This window comes from Streptomyces longisporoflavus, from assembly GCF_014649775.1.
GTDB lineage: Bacteria > Actinomycetota > Actinomycetes > Streptomycetales > Streptomycetaceae > Streptomyces > Streptomyces longisporoflavus.
In genome coordinates, this window is sequence record NZ_BMTR01000046.1 from 1 (window position 1) to 16736 (window position 16736).

The window sequence follows — 16736 nt, forward strand, 5'->3', positions numbered from 1 at the left end:
GGCCCTGCCTTTATGCCCGCGCCACCAGAAGACCACCCGACTCAGAACCCCGTTCGAGTCACCGGGCGCCACGATCGATACAACAACGGGCACTGAGGTTGCGACGTTCTACGTGTGGCACGACAAACAGGCAGGACAGCTCCGGTGCTCGACCGGTTCTGTGTCCCCGGATGAGCTGCCGTTCAACGGTACCTATGTGGCTTCCGACGACCTCGGTCCGATCATCGAGGGCTTTCTGGCCGACAGCGAGCCAGGCCCCATCACCTGGTCGGACCTGGACGATGCGCAGAGCCTCTCGGAGCACACCAAGACCGAGCGGGAGATCAAGCCCTTCGGTGTCTGGGTCAGCATGTCGGACTGTCAACCCGAGGTACGTGAAAGTCAGTCGCTTCGGTCGCTGATGCGAACCGCCAAGCCCTCCTGAGCTGCGGCTTTCTGAGAGCGACTCAACGCTCAGCCAGAGAAGCCTGGCGGACGGCGTGCACGCACAGGCGGGTGCCGTAGAGGTCGAGGGCGTCGTCGGGGTCCTCGGCGTAGTGATCGGCGACCTCGGCCCACTGGTCCCAGCTGTACAGGCGGGCCAGGCGACGGTCCGTGTCCGTACGGACCGGGGTCTCGGGGGTTGCTCGGGCGAGCCATTCCTGCCAGGCGGCGTTCGACCGGGGGTCCCCGGCGGCAGCCTCCGCGCTTTCGCGGGCGGCGTTCTCGCGGGCCTCGCGCCGTAGCTGGGCCTGGATGAAGGCGGCGGGCCGCGAGGGGCGCCACGTGAGGCACATGCCGATGAGTTCGGCGGCGATCTCGTGAGCGCTCAGGCCACGGTCGAAGTAGGCCCGCAGCGAGAAGGCCAGGCGTCGGAGCGGCTCGCGTTGCGTCCAGTTGACGAGGGCCCGGACCGTGCGGGTCTGGAGGATCTCGCGAGCCACCTGCGCCGGGGAGCGGCGAGTCGTCGTCGACTCGCCGCCGACGGCTGAACGGGACTGGGACTTGCGGGATTTGGTGCGGCTCGCGCGCCTGCGCGGGGTGTAGTTAAAACCCCCCGCCATCTGCACCTTTCCCTTTTCCTCAACCAGAGTCAGGGAAGGGGGCGCACCGCCCTCGGACAGCTGACCCGGAATCTGCCCCGAATCCTGCTCGGAACTGCCCTGTTCGGAGCTACCCCGCTCGCAAGCACTCGGCTCGGAAGCACTCCGCTCCGAACTCTGCTCCGAACTCTGCTCAGGGGCGGCCGGTTGATGCACCACGATCCGCGCGTCGTACCCGGAGCCGACGATCTGATGCCCCATCGCATGGTCGTACGCGGGAGGGATTACAGCGGCGTACACGGTCGCGGTCCCGGCGTACCCGCCAAGGCCCCGCGTACGGCGGACGTTCGTCCTGGTGCCGTGAACAGCCCAGACCAGCGCCCCGAGTTCGCGCAGGACGGCGACGTGGCGCTTGACCGTGGCCCGCGAGAGTCCGAGGCGGGCGGAGGTGCCGTCCAGGCAGTAACGGACGTGGCCGGTGCTGTAGTCCATGCGCTTGGCGAGGTCTTCGGCGACGCGCAGGGTCGTGGCGTTGCCCCGGGGATGGATGCCTGCCGAGAGGAGCCAATGGGCGGCGCGGAGCCAGCGACGGGGGCCGCTGCGCCGGGATTCGGTGTGGGCGAGCTCTTGGGCGGCTCCGCGCGCCAACTGGGCGTTGCCGCCTGGGTGTTGGGGGGACGTTTGCTGCTGTCGGGGTGGATTTCGCGGGGCTGTTTTGGGCAACACCAAACCAGCCCTCGTGGCACTGGCGATGACCGGCTCCTGGACGAGGAAGGGAATGAGGCAAAACGGAACCGCAACTCGGCGCCGCTGAGGCGGCCTTGCCGAGCCGGGTGTGCCTGTTCAGTTGGAGAGGTGCGGGGCGGAGGTCCTCTCTTTCAGGTGGATGCGTCTTTCAGGTGGACGCGCAGGTCGTGAGGTGAGGTCTCAGGGGCCCGTCACCGGCTCTACGAGGACGGCGAGGCGGGCTGACGCCGCCGCCGCGCCTTCAGTTGCGCTATGGCATCGGGCAGTTCGGTCACCCATTGCCCGACGGGGATGCGGATGGCGACGCGCCCGCCGAGGTGCTTGAGGTCGAAGGCCGCACGCTCCGCAGGCGTGGTGATGAGGTACACGGAGTCCTCGAGGACCCACAGCGACGTCTCCGGGGTGGTGTCGGCGTCGGACACGGCCTGTCGCGCCGCTTCGACCGCCATGGACTGCCAGAGCTCCAGGTCCTGCCGGGCGCTGCGGGGGCGGCGTGTGCCGGGCCAGACGATCTGGGACACGAACGCGTAGACGCGCAGGGCCACGACCGAGTCCTCGAAGTGGGGCTCGGTGAGGACGCCTTGGTCGCGGGCCCTCCAGGCCCAGGATTCGCTCAGGCCGGCAGCCGTGGCGACCGCGCTGGTGCTGAGTTGCTCGCTGGTCAGCGACATTGCTCTGACTCTTCCGCTAAGTGTGCTGATCGTGCCCGTAACCCTAGCGCAGACTCGGCCCGGATCTCTCCCGTCACTAGATGGGCGGGCGTGTCGGCAAATAGGACATTTCCGTACGAGAGCCCGTATTTGAGCGGGCGTCACTCGTGTGGGTGACAGTGAGGCCCACTAGGTCGCTCTAGTGTCACAGGGATAGAAACAGCGTTAGTTTGATTGTTTGATCTAGACAGCGTTAGTTGCAGCGTTAGTTATAGCGTTGCAGCCCACGCAACAGGCCACGTTGCAGCGGTCGTTGCAGGCGTCGTTGCACGTCTCTGAAGTGCAGCGATGGCACAAAAAATGAAGGTGGGGTCTGCACGCATCAATGCGTGCAGACCCCACCTTCATCGTCGTCAGAGGCAATCGCGGCCCGCTTAAGGGGAGTTACGCCGCCTCTCGGGCCGCTGCAACGGCCCGTCGGAGGCCAGCATGTCGAGGTAGCAGAGCACGATCACGGAGACAATGTAGGTGCCTTTTCGACCAAAACCTGCCTCCTGCAACGCGACGTTGAGGTTCGCAATCCACTCATAAGCGTCAGGACCCACTCGATAAGTCGAGGGCTGCGCTTTTTCGGTGTCCCAGATCCGTTGCATCGCGAACTCGGTCGCCAGGCTGATGAGTTCGGACATATCTCCCGGTACCAGCCGCAGCGCCGCGTCCAGGTAATGCCCGATCGCCAGCTGGGCGTTGCCGCTCGTCCGGCGGTCCGCATTCACGCGTTCCTTGAGCAGCGCAAGGACATCGGGCGTGATGCGAAACCCGAAGGCTTGCCAAGCACCGGCGTGCAACTTGGCGTCCATGAAACTGTGCCGGACCGCCGCAAGCGCTTCGCCCGGCGCCGCCTCCTGCTGCCGACGGGAACGCGTGGGTGCGGGCGGCACATCGCGAGCAGCACGCTCGTCACGGGGCGCTGCCGTCGCGGGCGCCCGCTCCCCCGCCCCGTTGGCGGAGGGCGCGTTCCTCCGAGGGGCCGCTGAGGCCGCAGACTTCTTCGCCGTGGATGCCTTCTTGGCCCGGGTGCCGGTCGTGCCCCCCGCTTCGGCCCCTCCCCCGGACCCGGCCTCGGCGCCCGCTCCGGTCCTTGCTCCGGTCCCCGGCGGGTCGGTGGCGGAGTCATCGGGCTGGGGCTCGCGCTCCGCGGCGGGCGCGGGAACCGGATCCGCAACAGTGACCGCAGCCTGCGGTGTTACGTCTTCGCCGCCGCGCGGTTGCGGAGCACGCGGCGGCGAAGACGGCCGCGCCTCATCAACGGCCGGCGCGGCGGGAGCGGAATCCCGGCCCACGTCGGGCGTGCCCTGTCCCCCACCGATCCACGAACGGTTGGCGACATCGTCGGCCCCGGCAAGCAACCCCTGGACCAGTTGGGCACCGGCCGGCTTGAACTTCTTCTTCGGGCGCCCCTTGGACTCAGCCACCGGAGCCCTCCAAGTCGATGCGCTCCGGCATCTCCCACTTCTCCGCGGGCTGACCCATGCGCTCCACGAGCTGGCCCATGAGCTCGCTGTACATCTTGCCGGGGGTATGGCTCGCAAAGCGGATCACCGACGGCACTCCGTACGCGAAGGAGTCGCTGATCCGGTTGTCCGTACGGATGTCCGTGCAGAACGGCGCCAGGTCCGCGTCCAGCATGCCGTTACGGATATTGACTTCCTGGGCTTTCCACCGCGAAGGAGGGTTCGAACGGTTGAGGACCGCCCCGAGGTACTGGGGTTCGCACTCGCCGCCGGTCCGGTCCTTGACGTACCGCACCGTTCCCCGGGTCGCCGCGGCACCCTTCAGGGCCGGGTACTCCGGGACGCACACCGTGATGACGTAGTCCGCGGCCGCCAGGGCCGTCGCGGAGAGGGAGGAAACGGCGGGAGGGGTGTCCACGACGACGAAGTCGAACGAGTCGGAGACCTCCATCAGCATCCTGCGAAGGATGGGGGTCGACTGGAAACCCTTCTTATGGATGAGGTCCTGCGCGGCGGTCATGGTTGACTCCTCGCACGCCAACAGGTGGAGCGTGCCCGCGTCTTCCCACTCCTCGAGGAGCTCGCTCCGGTCGAACCAGAGGCTGGACAGATCCATGCGCATGCCCTGCATCCGGGCCTGCAGCACCCAGCCCAGCGAACGGGCCAGTTGCTCCTCCCCCGCCAGATTGACGCCCACAGCCGTTCCGGCCTGGGCCTGAGGGTCCAGGTCGACCGTCAGCACGCGCGCACCGGCCAAGGCCAAGCCTGCAGCGAGGTTGACCGTGGTGCTGGTCTTGCCCACCCCTCCCTTCTGTGTCGCCACGGCGATGACCTTCATCGCGTGCCCGCCTCTCTCTGGTGCGTCGGTTGTCTCGTCAGCCCACATGTGTCACACGGAAGTTAGAGTTCCGCTACCCGTCTGTCTCGGGAGGGTGAGCAGCCTGTTTGACCGATTCACCCGAGATTAGGACTTGCCTGCTCGCTCTGTTCCTCTAGTGACACGGGATATCAGGCTTGACGATAACAGGACCGGATCTCCGAGGTGCGTGTGACGCGCGCGCCGGTCGAGAACGGATCCGCACAAGTGCTAGGACGCGCGCACGTCGCGGCCTCGCGGGCGGGGGCGCGGGACTCCCCCAGGGTGCACCCAGGGCTCGACCGAAGTACTCGACAGATAGTTCGACGCAACGTGCGTTGCATGGTTCGTGAGTAACTCAGTGGCATGCATCCATCGTTCGCAAGCTAGAAACAGCGTTAGTTAGTTGGTTCGTTTGTTTGATTGTTCCAGGGAGAGTTCTAGCGTTAGTTCTAGAGAAACAGACAGCGTACGTTGCAGCGTTCGTGCTGGCAGTGGTGCTTGCGTTGGTTCTAGGCAAACATACAGCGCTAGTTATAGCGTTAGTTGCAGCGTTGCAGTGCTAGTAGCAACACTCAGTGCAGTGCTCGTTGTAGCTATCGTTGCAGGCAACGTAACAAGCAATGCTCCAGAGGGTGTAGCAGGCATCAGACTACGGCTAGATGCGCTCTAAGTTGCAGCTATCGTTGTAGGCATTGGTGCAGTGGGTGTTGCAGCCATGGTTGCAGGAAGTGTTGCAGGCGGGGCGAGGCGAAACAGAGATCGCGAGACCGCGCCGCTCAGCGGAAGCGATATCTATCGTTGCAGCCATCGTTATATCGAGGCGGCTGGGCGGGCTGGAGTGCCTTGTTCGATCTGTTCGAATCTTCGCTGTACGGCATCCTAAGCTCGCGGGGCATTCGTCGACTGGAGCGGCCTACGGCCTCGAGCCCGGCAGGGTCGACCCCTGTGGTGCCCATTCCTCGAACGTACGGACGCCGCACCCTGGGCAGTACGCCGAAGCTAAGCCCCCCGGCCGGTGATCCTCTAACCAAGTGCTCGTGCGAGCATCCCCGCATGAAGCGTTTCGAGACCATCACCCGCATCGCCGCGTCACCGGCGACCGTCTTCGACCTGTCGTTGGACGTGGATCTGCACACCGCGTCCATGGCCGACTCCGGGGAACGGATCGTCGGTGGTGTCCGCGCCGGACGTATGGCGCTCGGGGACACAGTGACCTGGGAGGCGCGGCACTTCGGCGTGCGGTGGAAGATGACCTCCCGCATCAGCGCGTACGACCGGCCCGGAATGTTCGTGGACGAGCAGGTGGCCGGACCGTTCAAGCGGTGGCACCACACGCACTACTTCGCACCGGATGGGCGCGGGGGAACGGTGATGCGTGACGTGATCGAATTCGCGGCGCCATTCGGTCTGGTGGGGGTGGGCGTGGAGACGGTGGCGCTCGGCCGGTACATGCACAAGCTCATCGACATGCGCAATGTGCACGTGAGGGAGTGGGCGGAGGCGGCGTCGGCCTAGGACTGCTCCGCTGCCGGTGACCTGAGCTGCGGGTGGTGATCGCGCAACCAGTCGCCGAGCACGCCGAAGTCGGTGTCGAGGACGCCGGTCTGGGAGTTCACGCGGTGGAGGAGGGCGTGGCCCGGGTGGTGCGCTGATACCCAGGAGCGATCAAGGTCGCTGATCTCGTCGTCGACCCAGATAAAGGGGCGCCCGGCCGCAGTTCTGACGAGCGCCCAGGTCTTCCAGTGCAGCACGCCTCTCTCGTCCTCAACCGGCGCATCGGGCAGACCCGCCACCGGCAGCTCTGCTACTGGCAGCTCCGCCACCGGCAGCTCCGCCAGCCCGAGCAGGGGAGAGATCACCTTGTTCGCATCGCCCATCCACGCAGTGGCCCACATCAGCATGCAGGGCAGAGCCAGCAGACGCGATCCATGCGTACGGTCGACCTTCGTCAGCTGAGGATTCGACGGGCTCTGCCAGCTATCCCACTCATCAAGGGTCGATGGCAGCCGCGCTCCGTCGTATGGCAAGAGCGTCCCGTCGACGTCCAGGAAGAGCAACGGACGCTCCGCACAACAGCCGGCCAAGGTCGACATCGCATACCTCTTCTTCTGCGTCGTACCGTGCGCGTCCTACTGCCGCTGGTTTACCGCGGTAAACCAGCGCGGGGTAGACGGGGTAGAACCGCGAATTCGGACCCGTGCCGATCAGCGAGCGTCCGCAGAGACAACGTCGAGGGCAGCCAGGTCGAAGCCGGCGTCTGTCAGGACTGCGGCGGCAACTCCGCAGCCGACGCGGGAAAGGCCGACGAGGAGGTCGTCGCAGTCGATGTACTCGGACCCGTTCTGCTCGGATCGTGTCTCGGCGACGGAGATCGCTTAGGAGGCGGGTTGCACTGTTCTCTTCCTCGGTGAGACCCCAGAGGCGATGTTCGGTCCGGTTTACCGCGGTAAACCGGCGGCCACGATCGCCCGCACCCATGCCGGTTTACCGCGGTAAACCGAGACGCGGTTCGCTGTCCTTGTCGGACGCGTCCTGTGCCGCGGGGGAGGTTCGGGTCCGTGCTGGTTTACCGCGGTAAACCGGGGGGCTTCTCGTTGTCGGGTCGAGCACCGGGGGCGGCTGGGGGCGGTTCGGGCTCGTGCTGGTTTACCGCGGTAAACCGGGGGAGCCCCTCGTCGTCGGGTCGAGCACTGCGGGCGGCCCAGGCCGGCTCGGGCCTCCGCTGGTTTACCGCGGTAAACCGAGACGTGCCCCGCAGCCTGCTCAAGTACTCCTCCGTGCGGAACCGACCGCCGACCCCCTCCCGGTTTACCGCGGTAAACCGGGAGCCAGTCTCCTGACCCAGCAACCCAGCAACCCAGCAACCCAGCAACCCATCAACCCAGCAGCCCAACGGCGCCTCAACCCAACAGGCCCCTCAACCCCCCCAGTCCATCAGCCCATCTGGGCCAAACGCTGGTGTCGCTGTACAAGGAGCTTCAGTCGTCTGGAAAGATGCTCAATGCCCGAAGTACCGGAACCCACGGGAAGCATACGGAGCATCAGATGACTGCTGCTGTCTACGTCGTATCCATCGACCCCCAGGCCTCGACGGTCTGGTGGGCCAACCGAATCAGCGACCTGCCCTTCGACTTCTCGCAGGAGCACGAGACTCCCGAGAACCTGAAGGTCCTTCAGGACACTGGCGCCAAGGTTCACGTCATCGCCAACCAGAAGGGCGGCGTCGGCAAGACCACCACCACTCTCAACCTCGGTGCGGTCGCGGCGGACGTCCTCAAGGACTCCGACCAGTTGCTGCACGTCTTCATCGACACCCCCGGCAGCCTCCAGGACGAGAACCTCCTTCTGGAGGCCCTCAAGTACGCGCACGACGTGATCGTGCCGATGCCACCCGAAGGCCTCGCCTTCGACCCCACCGCTCGTACCATCCAGAAGGTCATCGAACCCACCGGTCTCCCGTTCAAGGTCGTCGTCAACAACTGGGACCCCCGCGACGGAACCGCCGACCTGGAAGACACCCAGGCGTACATCGACGCCCAGGGCTGGCCCCGGGCCAAGACCGTCATCCGCCGCTACAAGGTCCACACCCGGGCCTCCGTCGAAGGCAAGGTCGTGACGCAGTACGCGAAGAACCGCGTGGCCATGGAGGCTCGCGAAGACTTCTTCCGTCTCGCCCTGGAGCTGGGTTACGGCGGTGGCGCCTGATGGCTGCAGGACGCCGCACCAGTCTGGCCTCTCTGGCCGGCAGCAAGGTCGATGACGTTCCCGGCAAGAGCGACCCGCTGTTGCTCACTCTGCCGCTGACGAAGCTGGTCCCGACCCGCTTCAACCCGCGCCGGAACTTCGGTACCGATGAGGCACTGAAGGAGTTCGGCCTCATCCTCAAGCACCGGCAGCTGCAACCCGCCGTCGCCGTTTCCCGCTCCGGGTACCTCAAGCTGTGGCCGGAGGAAGAGGCCAACGTAGGTGACAAGCCGTACGTCATCGCCAACGGCGAGCGCCGCTATCGCGCATCCCTGGCCGTCGGCCTGACGACGCTGAACGTCGTCCATGACGAGAACGTCGCCGCCAGCCGGGCCGACTTCCTCGACGCGGTCCTCTCGGAGAACAACGACCGCGAAGACCTCGACCCCATCGAGCGTGCCCTCGGCATCGAGACGATGGTCATCGAGCTCAAGGGGGCGGACCAAGTGGCCGCCCACTACGGCAAGACCAAGGGCTGGGTCAGCCAGCAGCGCAAGCTGCTCAAGCTGACGCCGGAGCTTCAGCAGCTTGTCAGCTCGGGCGAGCTCGCTGTACGCGTCGCCCGTGAGATCGCGGGCCTCCCCAAGTCGGAGCAGGCCGCGGCGTGGGAAGAGGAGCTGGCCCGCCGAGCCGAAGCCAAGGCGGCTCCGCGCAAGCGGGTCGCACCTGCGGTGGACGAGCCGACGAGCCCGCCTGAGCCGACCCCGGCTGCCCCAGGTTCCGCCGCGCCAGTTCCCGCCGAGTCAGCTCCGGCCGAGTTGGCACCGGCCATGTCAGGCCAGACCGCCGACGCCCCCGCCACGGCCGATGCTACGACCAACACCAAGGCTGACGCCCTCACCAACGGTGAGCGGTTTACCGCGGTAAACCAGCCCGCGACTTCACCCGCCACGGCACCCGAGCCGAGCGACAACACCACCGAACCACCGGAGCGGTTTACCGCGGTAAACAACACCGCCCCAGTCGTCGCCACCACCGCCGAGACAACCGGATCCGCAGCTGCAGCCGAACAAGAGGCAGAGGTCGCCGCCACCTCAACCAGAGGTGCAGCCAGTGCAGCCACCACACTGGTCCCTCATCAGAACGGAACCTCAGCCTCGGACTTGCTCCCGTGGGACGAGCCCCTCTGGTTCGACCAGCAGCTCCGCAAGCGTATGTCGAAGGCGAACCGCGACAGACTGGTGTGGCTGCTCCAAGCTTCAGACGACGACTGATCGTCGCAGCCGGCGGGCAGAGACAGCCCCCACATCGCAGTCAGGAGTCAGGAGTCAGGAGTCAGAGTCACCCTGACGACACCGAATACACGAGATGCGGCCCCCGCGGCCCGGATTGAGTTCCGGGCCGCGGGGGCCGCTTCGTATGGCTGTCGTGTATGACTACACGACCCAGATCAGACATTTCGGCCGACTCGGCTCCCGATTTCTCACCACACGGGCCGTCGAGCGAAAATCGGGCCCGAGCTTAGGATCGCGCACACAGAAGAATCGAACGCCTCGAACAGCCCTTGCTGCTGTCGCCCCGTCAGCCGGATCGCCGAGTCACGGCGTTGCCGCCTCCGTCCCGGAGTCCTCCCCGAGGCCCTCCCCAAAGTCTTCAAGTCTTCCCCGAAGCCCTATCCAAAGTCTTCCTCGAAGTAGCTGTCATGCCGCACCCGGAACTCCTTGAGTTCCTCGCCGCCGCGCTGCGACATCTCCGCGACCTTCTCGAAGTACTCCTCGCGCGGGGCACCCGGCGAGAAGAGCATGAGCATCGACATGGGCTCATCCGTCACGTTCTTGAAACCGTGCAGGCCGCCGACCGGCACGTACAGGAAATCACCGGCGCGGCCTGTCACCCACTTCTCGCCGTTGAAGAGTTCCAACTCGCCGGAGAGGACGTAGAAGGACTCCGACATCGCCTTGTGGAAGTGAGTCTTCGCGCCGGCGGACCGCGCTGCCAAGTCCACCTTGTACAGGCCGAACTCGCCGCCGGTCGACATCTGCGTGGCGAGGTAGTGGGTGGCGCCGCCGCCGGGCGAAGTGATGTCGGGCGGGGTGTCGGCCGTACGGAAGGACGCGTTCACCTCGCCCCTGTCTCCGTGGTAGCGGGGCTCGGGGTACTGCAGGTGCTCCGGGTACGACATCGTGTGCTCCTTGTCGTCGAGACTCACCTGCATCATGGCCTGCACCGCCAGGCCCGGCATCAGGCGCGAGCATGATCACGGATGGTCCTACGTCCGGGACCAGGGGCCTAAGTTCGCCGATGTAGAACTCCACCTGACACCCCTAAGAGGCAACTTAGCAGCTGCCAGTCAAATATGAGTTGCAACACTAGTGTTGCAACTCATAGAGTCAATGCATCGAGTCTGAACCATTCCCAGACAGAGGTGCCTCATGGATCTCCAACTAACCAACAAGACAGCACTCGTGACCGGCGCGAGCCGCGGGATCGGCCTGAGCATCGTCTCCGCGCTGCTGAGTGAGGGCATGCGCGTGGTGGCCGCGGCGCGGACGATCACACCGGAACTCAAGGCCACGGGCGCGGTCGGCGTGTCCGTGGACCTTTCGGAAGCCGACGCCCCTGCCCGACTCATCGCCAGGGCCGAAGCCGAGTTCGGCGGCCTGGACCTCCTGGTCAACAACGTCGGCGGCGGCGACGCGGGGGAGGGGCAGACGGGAGGCTTCCTCACTTTCACCGATCAGCAGTGGTACGACGCGTTCGAGCTGAACTTCCTGGCCTCGGTCCGCGCCAGCCGCGCCGCGCTGCCGCACCTCACCAAAAGTCGCGGCGCCATCGTCAACATCTCCTCCAACGGAGCCAGGACCCCGCACGCGGGCCCCGTCACTTACACCACCGCCAAGGCCGCGCTGACCGCGTTCGGCAAGGCGCTGGCCGAGGAGTTCGGCCCGCGGGGGGTGCGCGTGAACACCGTCTCGCCCGGTCCCGTCCGTACGGACATGTGGGAGAGCCCTGACGGTTACGGAGCCGAGCTGGCCAAGTCGTTGGGCCTGGAACAGGAGCAGCTCCTGGCCGGTCTGCCCACCGCCATGGGCATGGTCACCGGCAGGCTGGTGAAGCCCGAAGAGGTCGCCGCCCTCGTCGCCTATCTCGCCTCGCCGCTCGCCGCCAGCACCACCGGGGCGGACCACATCATCGATGGAGGCGCGATCAAGACTGTGTGACCGCGGCTCGAGAACCGGCCTGCGGGGGGAGGAGCCGGTGTCGATCGAACGTCGTCAGTCGCCAGGCGCGGCACCCAATGCCCGGCCGCCCGTCAGATAGAGAGTGAGCATGGTGACGAGCTCGTCCTCGAACCGCACGACGTCGATCTCGCCGGCTCCCGCCATGACCCTGTGCACCACCATCTCCACCGTGGATACGACGAGTCGGGCGGCGATGTCGACGTCCGCGACCTGCACGTCCGGATGGTTGCGAAGCAGCTTGCGGGCGTAGGCGATGCGCCGTCGCTCGCTCTGCGCGACCCGCTCCAGCAACTCCGGGGCGCGCGGCCCCTGCTCCATCATCACGCGCAGCAACTGCGGGTCTTCGCGGTGGTTCTCGATCGCGCCGCGCACATAGAAGCGCATGATGCCTTCGATGGACCCCGGTAGCAGTTCGTCCACGTCCAGCGGGGTGGCGGCCATGCCGGCGTCGAGGTGCCGGGTCAGCAGCTCGACCAGGATCGCGTCCTTGTTCGGGTAGTACTGATACAGCGACCCGATCGACACGCGGGCCCGCTCCGCGATCCTGTTGGTGGTCCCCGCGGCATACCCGTACTCGGCGAAAACGCGAGCAGCGGCATCGAGGATGCGCTGCCGGGTCAGCTCGGCCCGCACCTGACGGGGCTGTTTACGTGGCTGAAGTCCGCGGCGGTCGGACGTCATTGCACCTCCAGCGAGGGGCCGTGAAAGCGAGTAGCGCACGACCTGAGTAATTGCTCACAATAGTGCCATGAGCTGCGGCGATGCGATTCCGTCGCCGGGTCACCGGCCGGCTCTGGAGCCGGGCGGGCGCCCGCAGCCGTACACCGAAACCCGCTGGAGGAAGTTGCCATGACGCACGCAGCACCCACGCGCCCTCGACGGGTCTCCCCGGAGGAGGTGCTTGCTCGGCTCGGGCAGCCCGACGCCATGGTCAAGGCGAAGGTCCAGGACCGTATCGACGACTACTCCCGTTACTTCATCGCCCACTCGCCGTTCCTGACGATGGCTACGGCGGACGCGGCCGGCCGCGCCGACTGCTCGCCCCGCGGCGACTATCCGGGCTTCGTGAAGATCCTCGACGAGCACACCGTCGCCCTTCCCGACCGTCCCGGCAACAAGATCGCAGACTCCTTCCGCAACCTCGCCGAGAACGACGGCGTCGGGCTGTGCTTTTTCGTCCCCGGCATGCGGGAGGTCCTGCGCGTCAACGGCAGCGGCTATGTCACCGACGAACCCGATGTGCTGGTCCGCATGCGCACCGAGGCCAAGCAGCCCGAGCTGGCGATCGTCGTAGAGGTGGCCGAGGCGTACTTCCACTGCGGGCGGGCGCTGATCCGCTCCCGGTTGTGGGACCCAGCCAGCCAGGCGCTCGCCGAGGGCATGCCGACCGTCGGTGAGATCGCCGCCGCGCAGTTCGGTGCCGACGTAGACACGGCACTGCTCGAACAGACCCTGGAAGAGGGCTACCGAAAGCTCTACTGACCGGGCAGCGACCAGTACCGAGGACGGCTACCGAGGCCCTGACCAGGCCAAACCGGCCGACCGACAGAGGAGCACCGATGAACCAGCCCACGCACCAGCCCACGCCACAGCCTGCGCGCCCGCCCATCCACCAGCCCACGCCACAGTCCGCGCGTCCGCCCGTGGCTCCGCCCACGCCACAGCCCACGCACCCGCCCATGCAACAGACCGTCGTCGAGCGCATCGACCAGGTCGCCGAGGACGTCGTCGCCCTAACCCTGCGCGCCGCCGCCGGCGGCCAGCTGGGACCCTGGGACCCCGGCGCCCACATCGACCTGTCCCTGCCCAACTGGCTGACCAGGCAGTACTCGTTGTGCGGGGATCCGGCAGACCGGCACGCCTACCGCATCGCCGTGCGCCACGACCCGCTCAGCCGGGGCGGCTCGGAGTACGTCCACCGATTCCTGCGCCCGGGCCGCGCCCTTGACGTCTCCGTGCCCCGCAACCACTTCCCCCTCCTCCCCGCGCCGCGGTACCTGTTCCTCGCCGGCGGAATCGGCATCACGCCCCTGCTGCCGATGCTGCGCACGGCGGCGGCCGCTCAACTCCCCGCGATTCTGGTGTACGCAGGGCCGTCGGCGACCAGCATGCCCTTCGCGGACGAACTGCGCCGCTCGTACGGGGACCAGGTGCGGATCGTGGAGACCAAACGGCGCGGCAGGCCGGACTTCGATGCCCTCGCGGCCACGTTGGACGCCGACACGCGGGTCTACTGCTGCGGCCCCGCGACCATGCTGGCGGCAGCGGAAGCGGCGTTCCCCGCCGAACTGCTGCACGCCGAGCGGTTCCAGCCGGTGACCCGGACCTTCGGCCCCGACACGGCATTCGAGGCAGTCTGCGCCCGATCCGGAACCACCGTGGCCGTACCGTCCGACGAATCACTCCTGGACGCCCTCGCCCACGCCGGACACCCCTTGCCCTCCGGATGCCGCGAAGGCGTCTGCGGCAGCTGCGAAGTCACGGTCCTGGACGGCGCCCCCGAGCACCGGGACGACATAGGCGCCCCCAAGGACCGCATGTACCCCTGCGTGTCCCGGGCACTGTCACCCCAACTCACCCTCGACCTCTGAGACACCCCCTGAACCACAACCACAACCACACACGGCGGCACGTGGCCACCGTGTCAGACCGAGCGCACGGAGACGGCCGAAGCGCCGGCTACCGCTTGATGCGGCCGCGCACGGCAAGGACTGCCAGGCCGAGCAGGGCGGGTTCGAAGAGGCGGGAGGCCATTTCGGTGTAGGTCCCGGCCGTGGTCAGGGCCTGGCCCGAAGAGCGGAAGATCACCGAGTTCACCACTACCCGCAGGCCCTTCTCGAAGCGTTCGGTCGACATCCGCTCGTGCAGTGAGCCGCTGGGATTGACGGGCTCGGGCGCGGACTCCGGATGGGGCTCGGGCTCGGGCGCGGACTCCGGATGGGGCCCGGGCGCGGGCGCGTCAGAGGTCGGCTGGCTGTTCTGGCCGGTCACGCCCGCGCTCACGGTGGACCGCGGTGCGGGGTCATCAGCCGGCAGGCCCCACAGCATCATGGCCAGGAGCGTGGTTGTCATGGCGAGCAGGAGCCACACCAGGGCACGGGTGGCGCGCAGGCCGTACCCCGACAGCGCCCAGTAGGCGGTGAGCAGGCCGCGTTCGGCGCGCGGAGTCTGTGACGTACGGCGGCGCATCTCCATCTCGCCGTAGTAGAAGTCGGCGGCGCCGGGCTCGTTCTTGCTATCCTCGAAGGCTTTGCGTAACTGCCGGTACATCGCTGCCAGTGAGTCCGGCTGGGTGTCGCCCGCGCCGAGCACAGCCACGTTCCAGCCCGGCACGGCCCCGGACTGACGGGCACGCCAGTGGTGTTCCTCGGCCAGGGTGCGCCGCTCGGTGAACCGCACGGGGCGCCCGCGCCGCCAGGCAGTGCGGGGCGGGACCGTGGCGAAGGAGCAGGTGCCTTCCAGGCGGAGCTGGTCCAGGTGCACGGTCCCGGTCAGCAGGCAGCGTGACAAGTCGATGTCGGCGAGTACCAGATGTGCCGCGTCCACCCCATGCAGGGAGGCCAGGCGTACCGCGGGGCTCCGGCTGCTGACCAGCAGGGATTCGTCCAGGGCCCGCCCGTTGGACAGGGAGAAGAAGAGCCCGGACTCCGAGTGGATGCTGAGGGGATACTCGAAGACGGCGTGGGTGAAGTCCACCGTGGCGTGCCGCAAGCGGAGAGCGGCCGTCGAGGACCAGCGTGTCCGCAGGCACACCAGACGGCGCGTGGCCATGGCCATCGTCACCGGGCCGTCGAACGACGCCCCCGACAGTGTCACCTGCCCCGCACACACCAAAGGCCCCACGTTCACCGGCTGTGCGAAGACGGCCGACGAGAAGTCGGCGTTCTGGGTGAAGAGCGCAGAGTCGAAGCCGACGTCGTCCTTGAATGCAGCGGCGACGAAGCCGGCGCAGCCGTCGAAGGACGCCCGGCGGAACACGGCGGGGCCATGGAAGAGCGCCGAGTCGAAGTCCGCGCCGCCGCCGATGGTCGCCGAGCCGAACCAGGCGGTGCCCCCGAAGGACGTCGAGCCGAATGAGGCATCGCGCTCGAAGGTCACCGAGCCGAAGCTCGCCCCCTTGTCGAAGATCGCCGACCCGAAGTCAGCACGCTGTCCGAAGGTCGCCGAGCCGAACTTGGCAACGCGCTTGAACGCCGCCGAGTCGAAAGTGGCGAGGCCTTCGAAGCTCGCCGAGTCGAACGCCGCGGTGCGCTCGAAGACCGCCGAGCCGAACCACGCTTCTTCCTCGAAGGCCGCCGATTCGAAAGTGGCCCTGCCGCCGAAGACGGCCGAGCCGAACCAGGCCACGTTCTCGAAGACCGCCGAGCCGAAGGTGGCGATGCCTTTGAAAACGGACGCGCCGAACATGGCAGTTCGCTCGAAGGTCGCCGAGCCGAGCCTGACGGTGCCCTCGAAGGTTGCCGAGTCGAACGTGGCGATGCCCGTGAAGGTCGCCGGACCGAAGTTGGCATCACCTTCGAAGACCGCCGAGCCGAACTCGACGGTACCGAGGAGCACTTGGCCAGTCACAGGGTCACGTACGGCATGCAGCAGTCTCTCGAGGAGAGGCTCATCGAATGTGGTGCCCTGGTGGTCGATGTCGCTGCCGTGCGCAAGGCCGGCGAGGTAGGCATCACGCTGCATGTCGGAGACGTGTGCCAGGCAGCGACGATGCGGAGCGAGGGACCGACCGCGACAGCCGATCGGGTCCGTACTTGTCGCGCCCCGGCCGCAATGCGGCCAGATCGGTGGTGACGGCGTAGGCGCCATACCAGGGGGACACCACAACCGGCCCGGGCGGTTGCGGGCTGTGCGGGCAGGCCCCTGACCAACTCACTTGCGAGGAGCACGAGGTCAACGCTGGCGCTCCCGCCCCATGCATGGCGCCCGGCAACCGCCCGAGCCGGGCCCACACCGGCAGCCGGGCCCACACCGGTATCCGCCCATCGTCGACTGCCCGAGGTAAGGTTCCATACTGG

At 67.1% G+C, this 16736-nt stretch carries 14 protein-coding genes and 1 pseudogene; 7 read left to right on the forward strand and 8 right to left on the reverse strand.

The window, feature by feature from the left end:
• A pseudogene (locus IE226_RS44585) lies at nucleotides 1-424 on the forward strand (hypothetical protein); the annotation flags it as partial.
• Nucleotides 425-446: 22 nt separating this feature from the next.
• Here IE226_RS44585 and IE226_RS40685 read toward each other — a convergent pair.
• The 4 genes from IE226_RS40685 to IE226_RS40700 form a co-directional block, all read right to left on the reverse strand.
• Complete coding sequence (locus tag IE226_RS40685; protein WP_190086560.1) at nucleotides 447-1670, reverse strand: cell wall protein; 1224 nt, start codon at nucleotides 1668-1670, stop codon at nucleotides 447-449.
• A 299-nt stretch (nucleotides 1671-1969) separates the two neighbouring features.
• Entirely contained in the window at nucleotides 1970-2440 is a 471-nt protein-coding gene (locus IE226_RS40690; RefSeq protein ID WP_190086561.1) for a hypothetical protein, read from the reverse strand.
• A 413-nt stretch (nucleotides 2441-2853) separates the two neighbouring features.
• Nucleotides 2854-3894, reverse strand: coding sequence for a hypothetical protein (locus IE226_RS44590; RefSeq protein ID WP_229871889.1), 1041 nt, complete (start codon nucleotides 3892-3894; stop codon nucleotides 2854-2856).
• Nucleotides 3887-4819: a ParA family protein gene (locus IE226_RS40700; protein ID WP_190086562.1), complete on the reverse strand. Its 933-nt coding sequence runs from the start codon at nucleotides 4817-4819 to the stop codon at nucleotides 3887-3889. The genes IE226_RS44590 and IE226_RS40700 overlap by 8 nt, the downstream gene beginning before the upstream one ends.
• Before the next feature lie 1026 nt (nucleotides 4820-5845).
• Here IE226_RS40700 and IE226_RS40705 point away from each other — a divergent pair.
• Nucleotides 5846-6307 carry an SRPBCC family protein gene (locus IE226_RS40705; protein WP_190086563.1) on the forward strand — a complete coding sequence of 154 codons (462 nt, stop codon included), beginning with the start codon at nucleotides 5846-5848 and terminating at the stop codon, nucleotides 6305-6307.
• Here IE226_RS40705 and IE226_RS40710 read toward each other — a convergent pair.
• Nucleotides 6304-6885: a hypothetical protein gene (locus tag IE226_RS40710; protein WP_190086564.1), complete on the reverse strand. Its 582-nt coding sequence runs from the start codon at nucleotides 6883-6885 to the stop codon at nucleotides 6304-6306. The genes IE226_RS40705 and IE226_RS40710 overlap by 4 nt on opposite strands.
• Nucleotides 6886-7837: 952 nt before the next feature.
• Between IE226_RS40710 and IE226_RS40720 the strand changes: the two genes are divergently transcribed.
• Together IE226_RS40720 and IE226_RS40725 are read left to right on the forward strand one after the other, a co-directional pair.
• Nucleotides 7838-8497 (forward strand): ParA family protein, encoded by a 660-nt coding sequence (locus tag IE226_RS40720; RefSeq protein WP_190086565.1) that lies wholly within the window; start codon nucleotides 7838-7840, stop codon nucleotides 8495-8497.
• Entirely contained in the window at nucleotides 8497-9750 is a 1254-nt protein-coding gene (locus IE226_RS40725; RefSeq protein ID WP_190086566.1) for a ParB/RepB/Spo0J family partition protein, read from the forward strand. The genes IE226_RS40720 and IE226_RS40725 overlap by 1 nt, the downstream gene beginning before the upstream one ends.
• A 398-nt stretch (nucleotides 9751-10148) precedes the next feature.
• Here the strand turns inward: IE226_RS40725 and IE226_RS40730 are convergent, their stop codons facing one another.
• Nucleotides 10149-10658, reverse strand: coding sequence for a cupin domain-containing protein (locus tag IE226_RS40730; protein WP_190086592.1), 510 nt, complete (start codon nucleotides 10656-10658; stop codon nucleotides 10149-10151).
• Nucleotides 10659-10908: 250 nt separating this feature from the next.
• On the opposite strand from IE226_RS40730, the gene IE226_RS40735 reads away from it, so the two are divergent.
• On the forward strand, nucleotides 10909-11697 hold the full coding sequence (locus IE226_RS40735; protein ID WP_190086567.1) for an SDR family NAD(P)-dependent oxidoreductase: 789 nt from the start codon (nucleotides 10909-10911) through the stop codon (nucleotides 11695-11697).
• A 54-nt stretch (nucleotides 11698-11751) separates the two neighbouring features.
• On the opposite strand, the gene IE226_RS40740 is transcribed toward IE226_RS40735, so the two are convergent.
• Complete coding sequence (locus tag IE226_RS40740; protein WP_190086568.1) at nucleotides 11752-12399, reverse strand: TetR/AcrR family transcriptional regulator; 648 nt, start codon at nucleotides 12397-12399, stop codon at nucleotides 11752-11754.
• Between the two features lie 168 nt (nucleotides 12400-12567).
• Here IE226_RS40740 and IE226_RS40745 point away from each other — a divergent pair, with 168 nt between their 5' ends.
• Both IE226_RS40745 and IE226_RS40750 read left to right on the forward strand, forming a co-directional pair.
• The gene (locus IE226_RS40745) at nucleotides 12568-13200 is read left to right on the forward strand and encodes an MSMEG_1061 family FMN-dependent PPOX-type flavoprotein (RefSeq protein ID WP_190086569.1); all 633 of its coding nucleotides are present in this window, start codon (nucleotides 12568-12570) and stop codon (nucleotides 13198-13200) included.
• 197 nt (nucleotides 13201-13397) lie between these two features.
• Complete coding sequence (locus IE226_RS40750; RefSeq protein WP_190086570.1) at nucleotides 13398-14309, forward strand: PDR/VanB family oxidoreductase; 912 nt, start codon at nucleotides 13398-13400, stop codon at nucleotides 14307-14309.
• A gap of 88 nt (nucleotides 14310-14397) precedes the next feature.
• On the opposite strand, the gene IE226_RS40755 is transcribed toward IE226_RS40750, so the two are convergent.
• Complete coding sequence (locus tag IE226_RS40755) at nucleotides 14398-16401, reverse strand: pentapeptide repeat-containing protein (protein WP_229871891.1); 2004 nt, start codon at nucleotides 16399-16401, stop codon at nucleotides 14398-14400.
• Nucleotides 16402-16736: the final 335 nt, after the last annotated feature.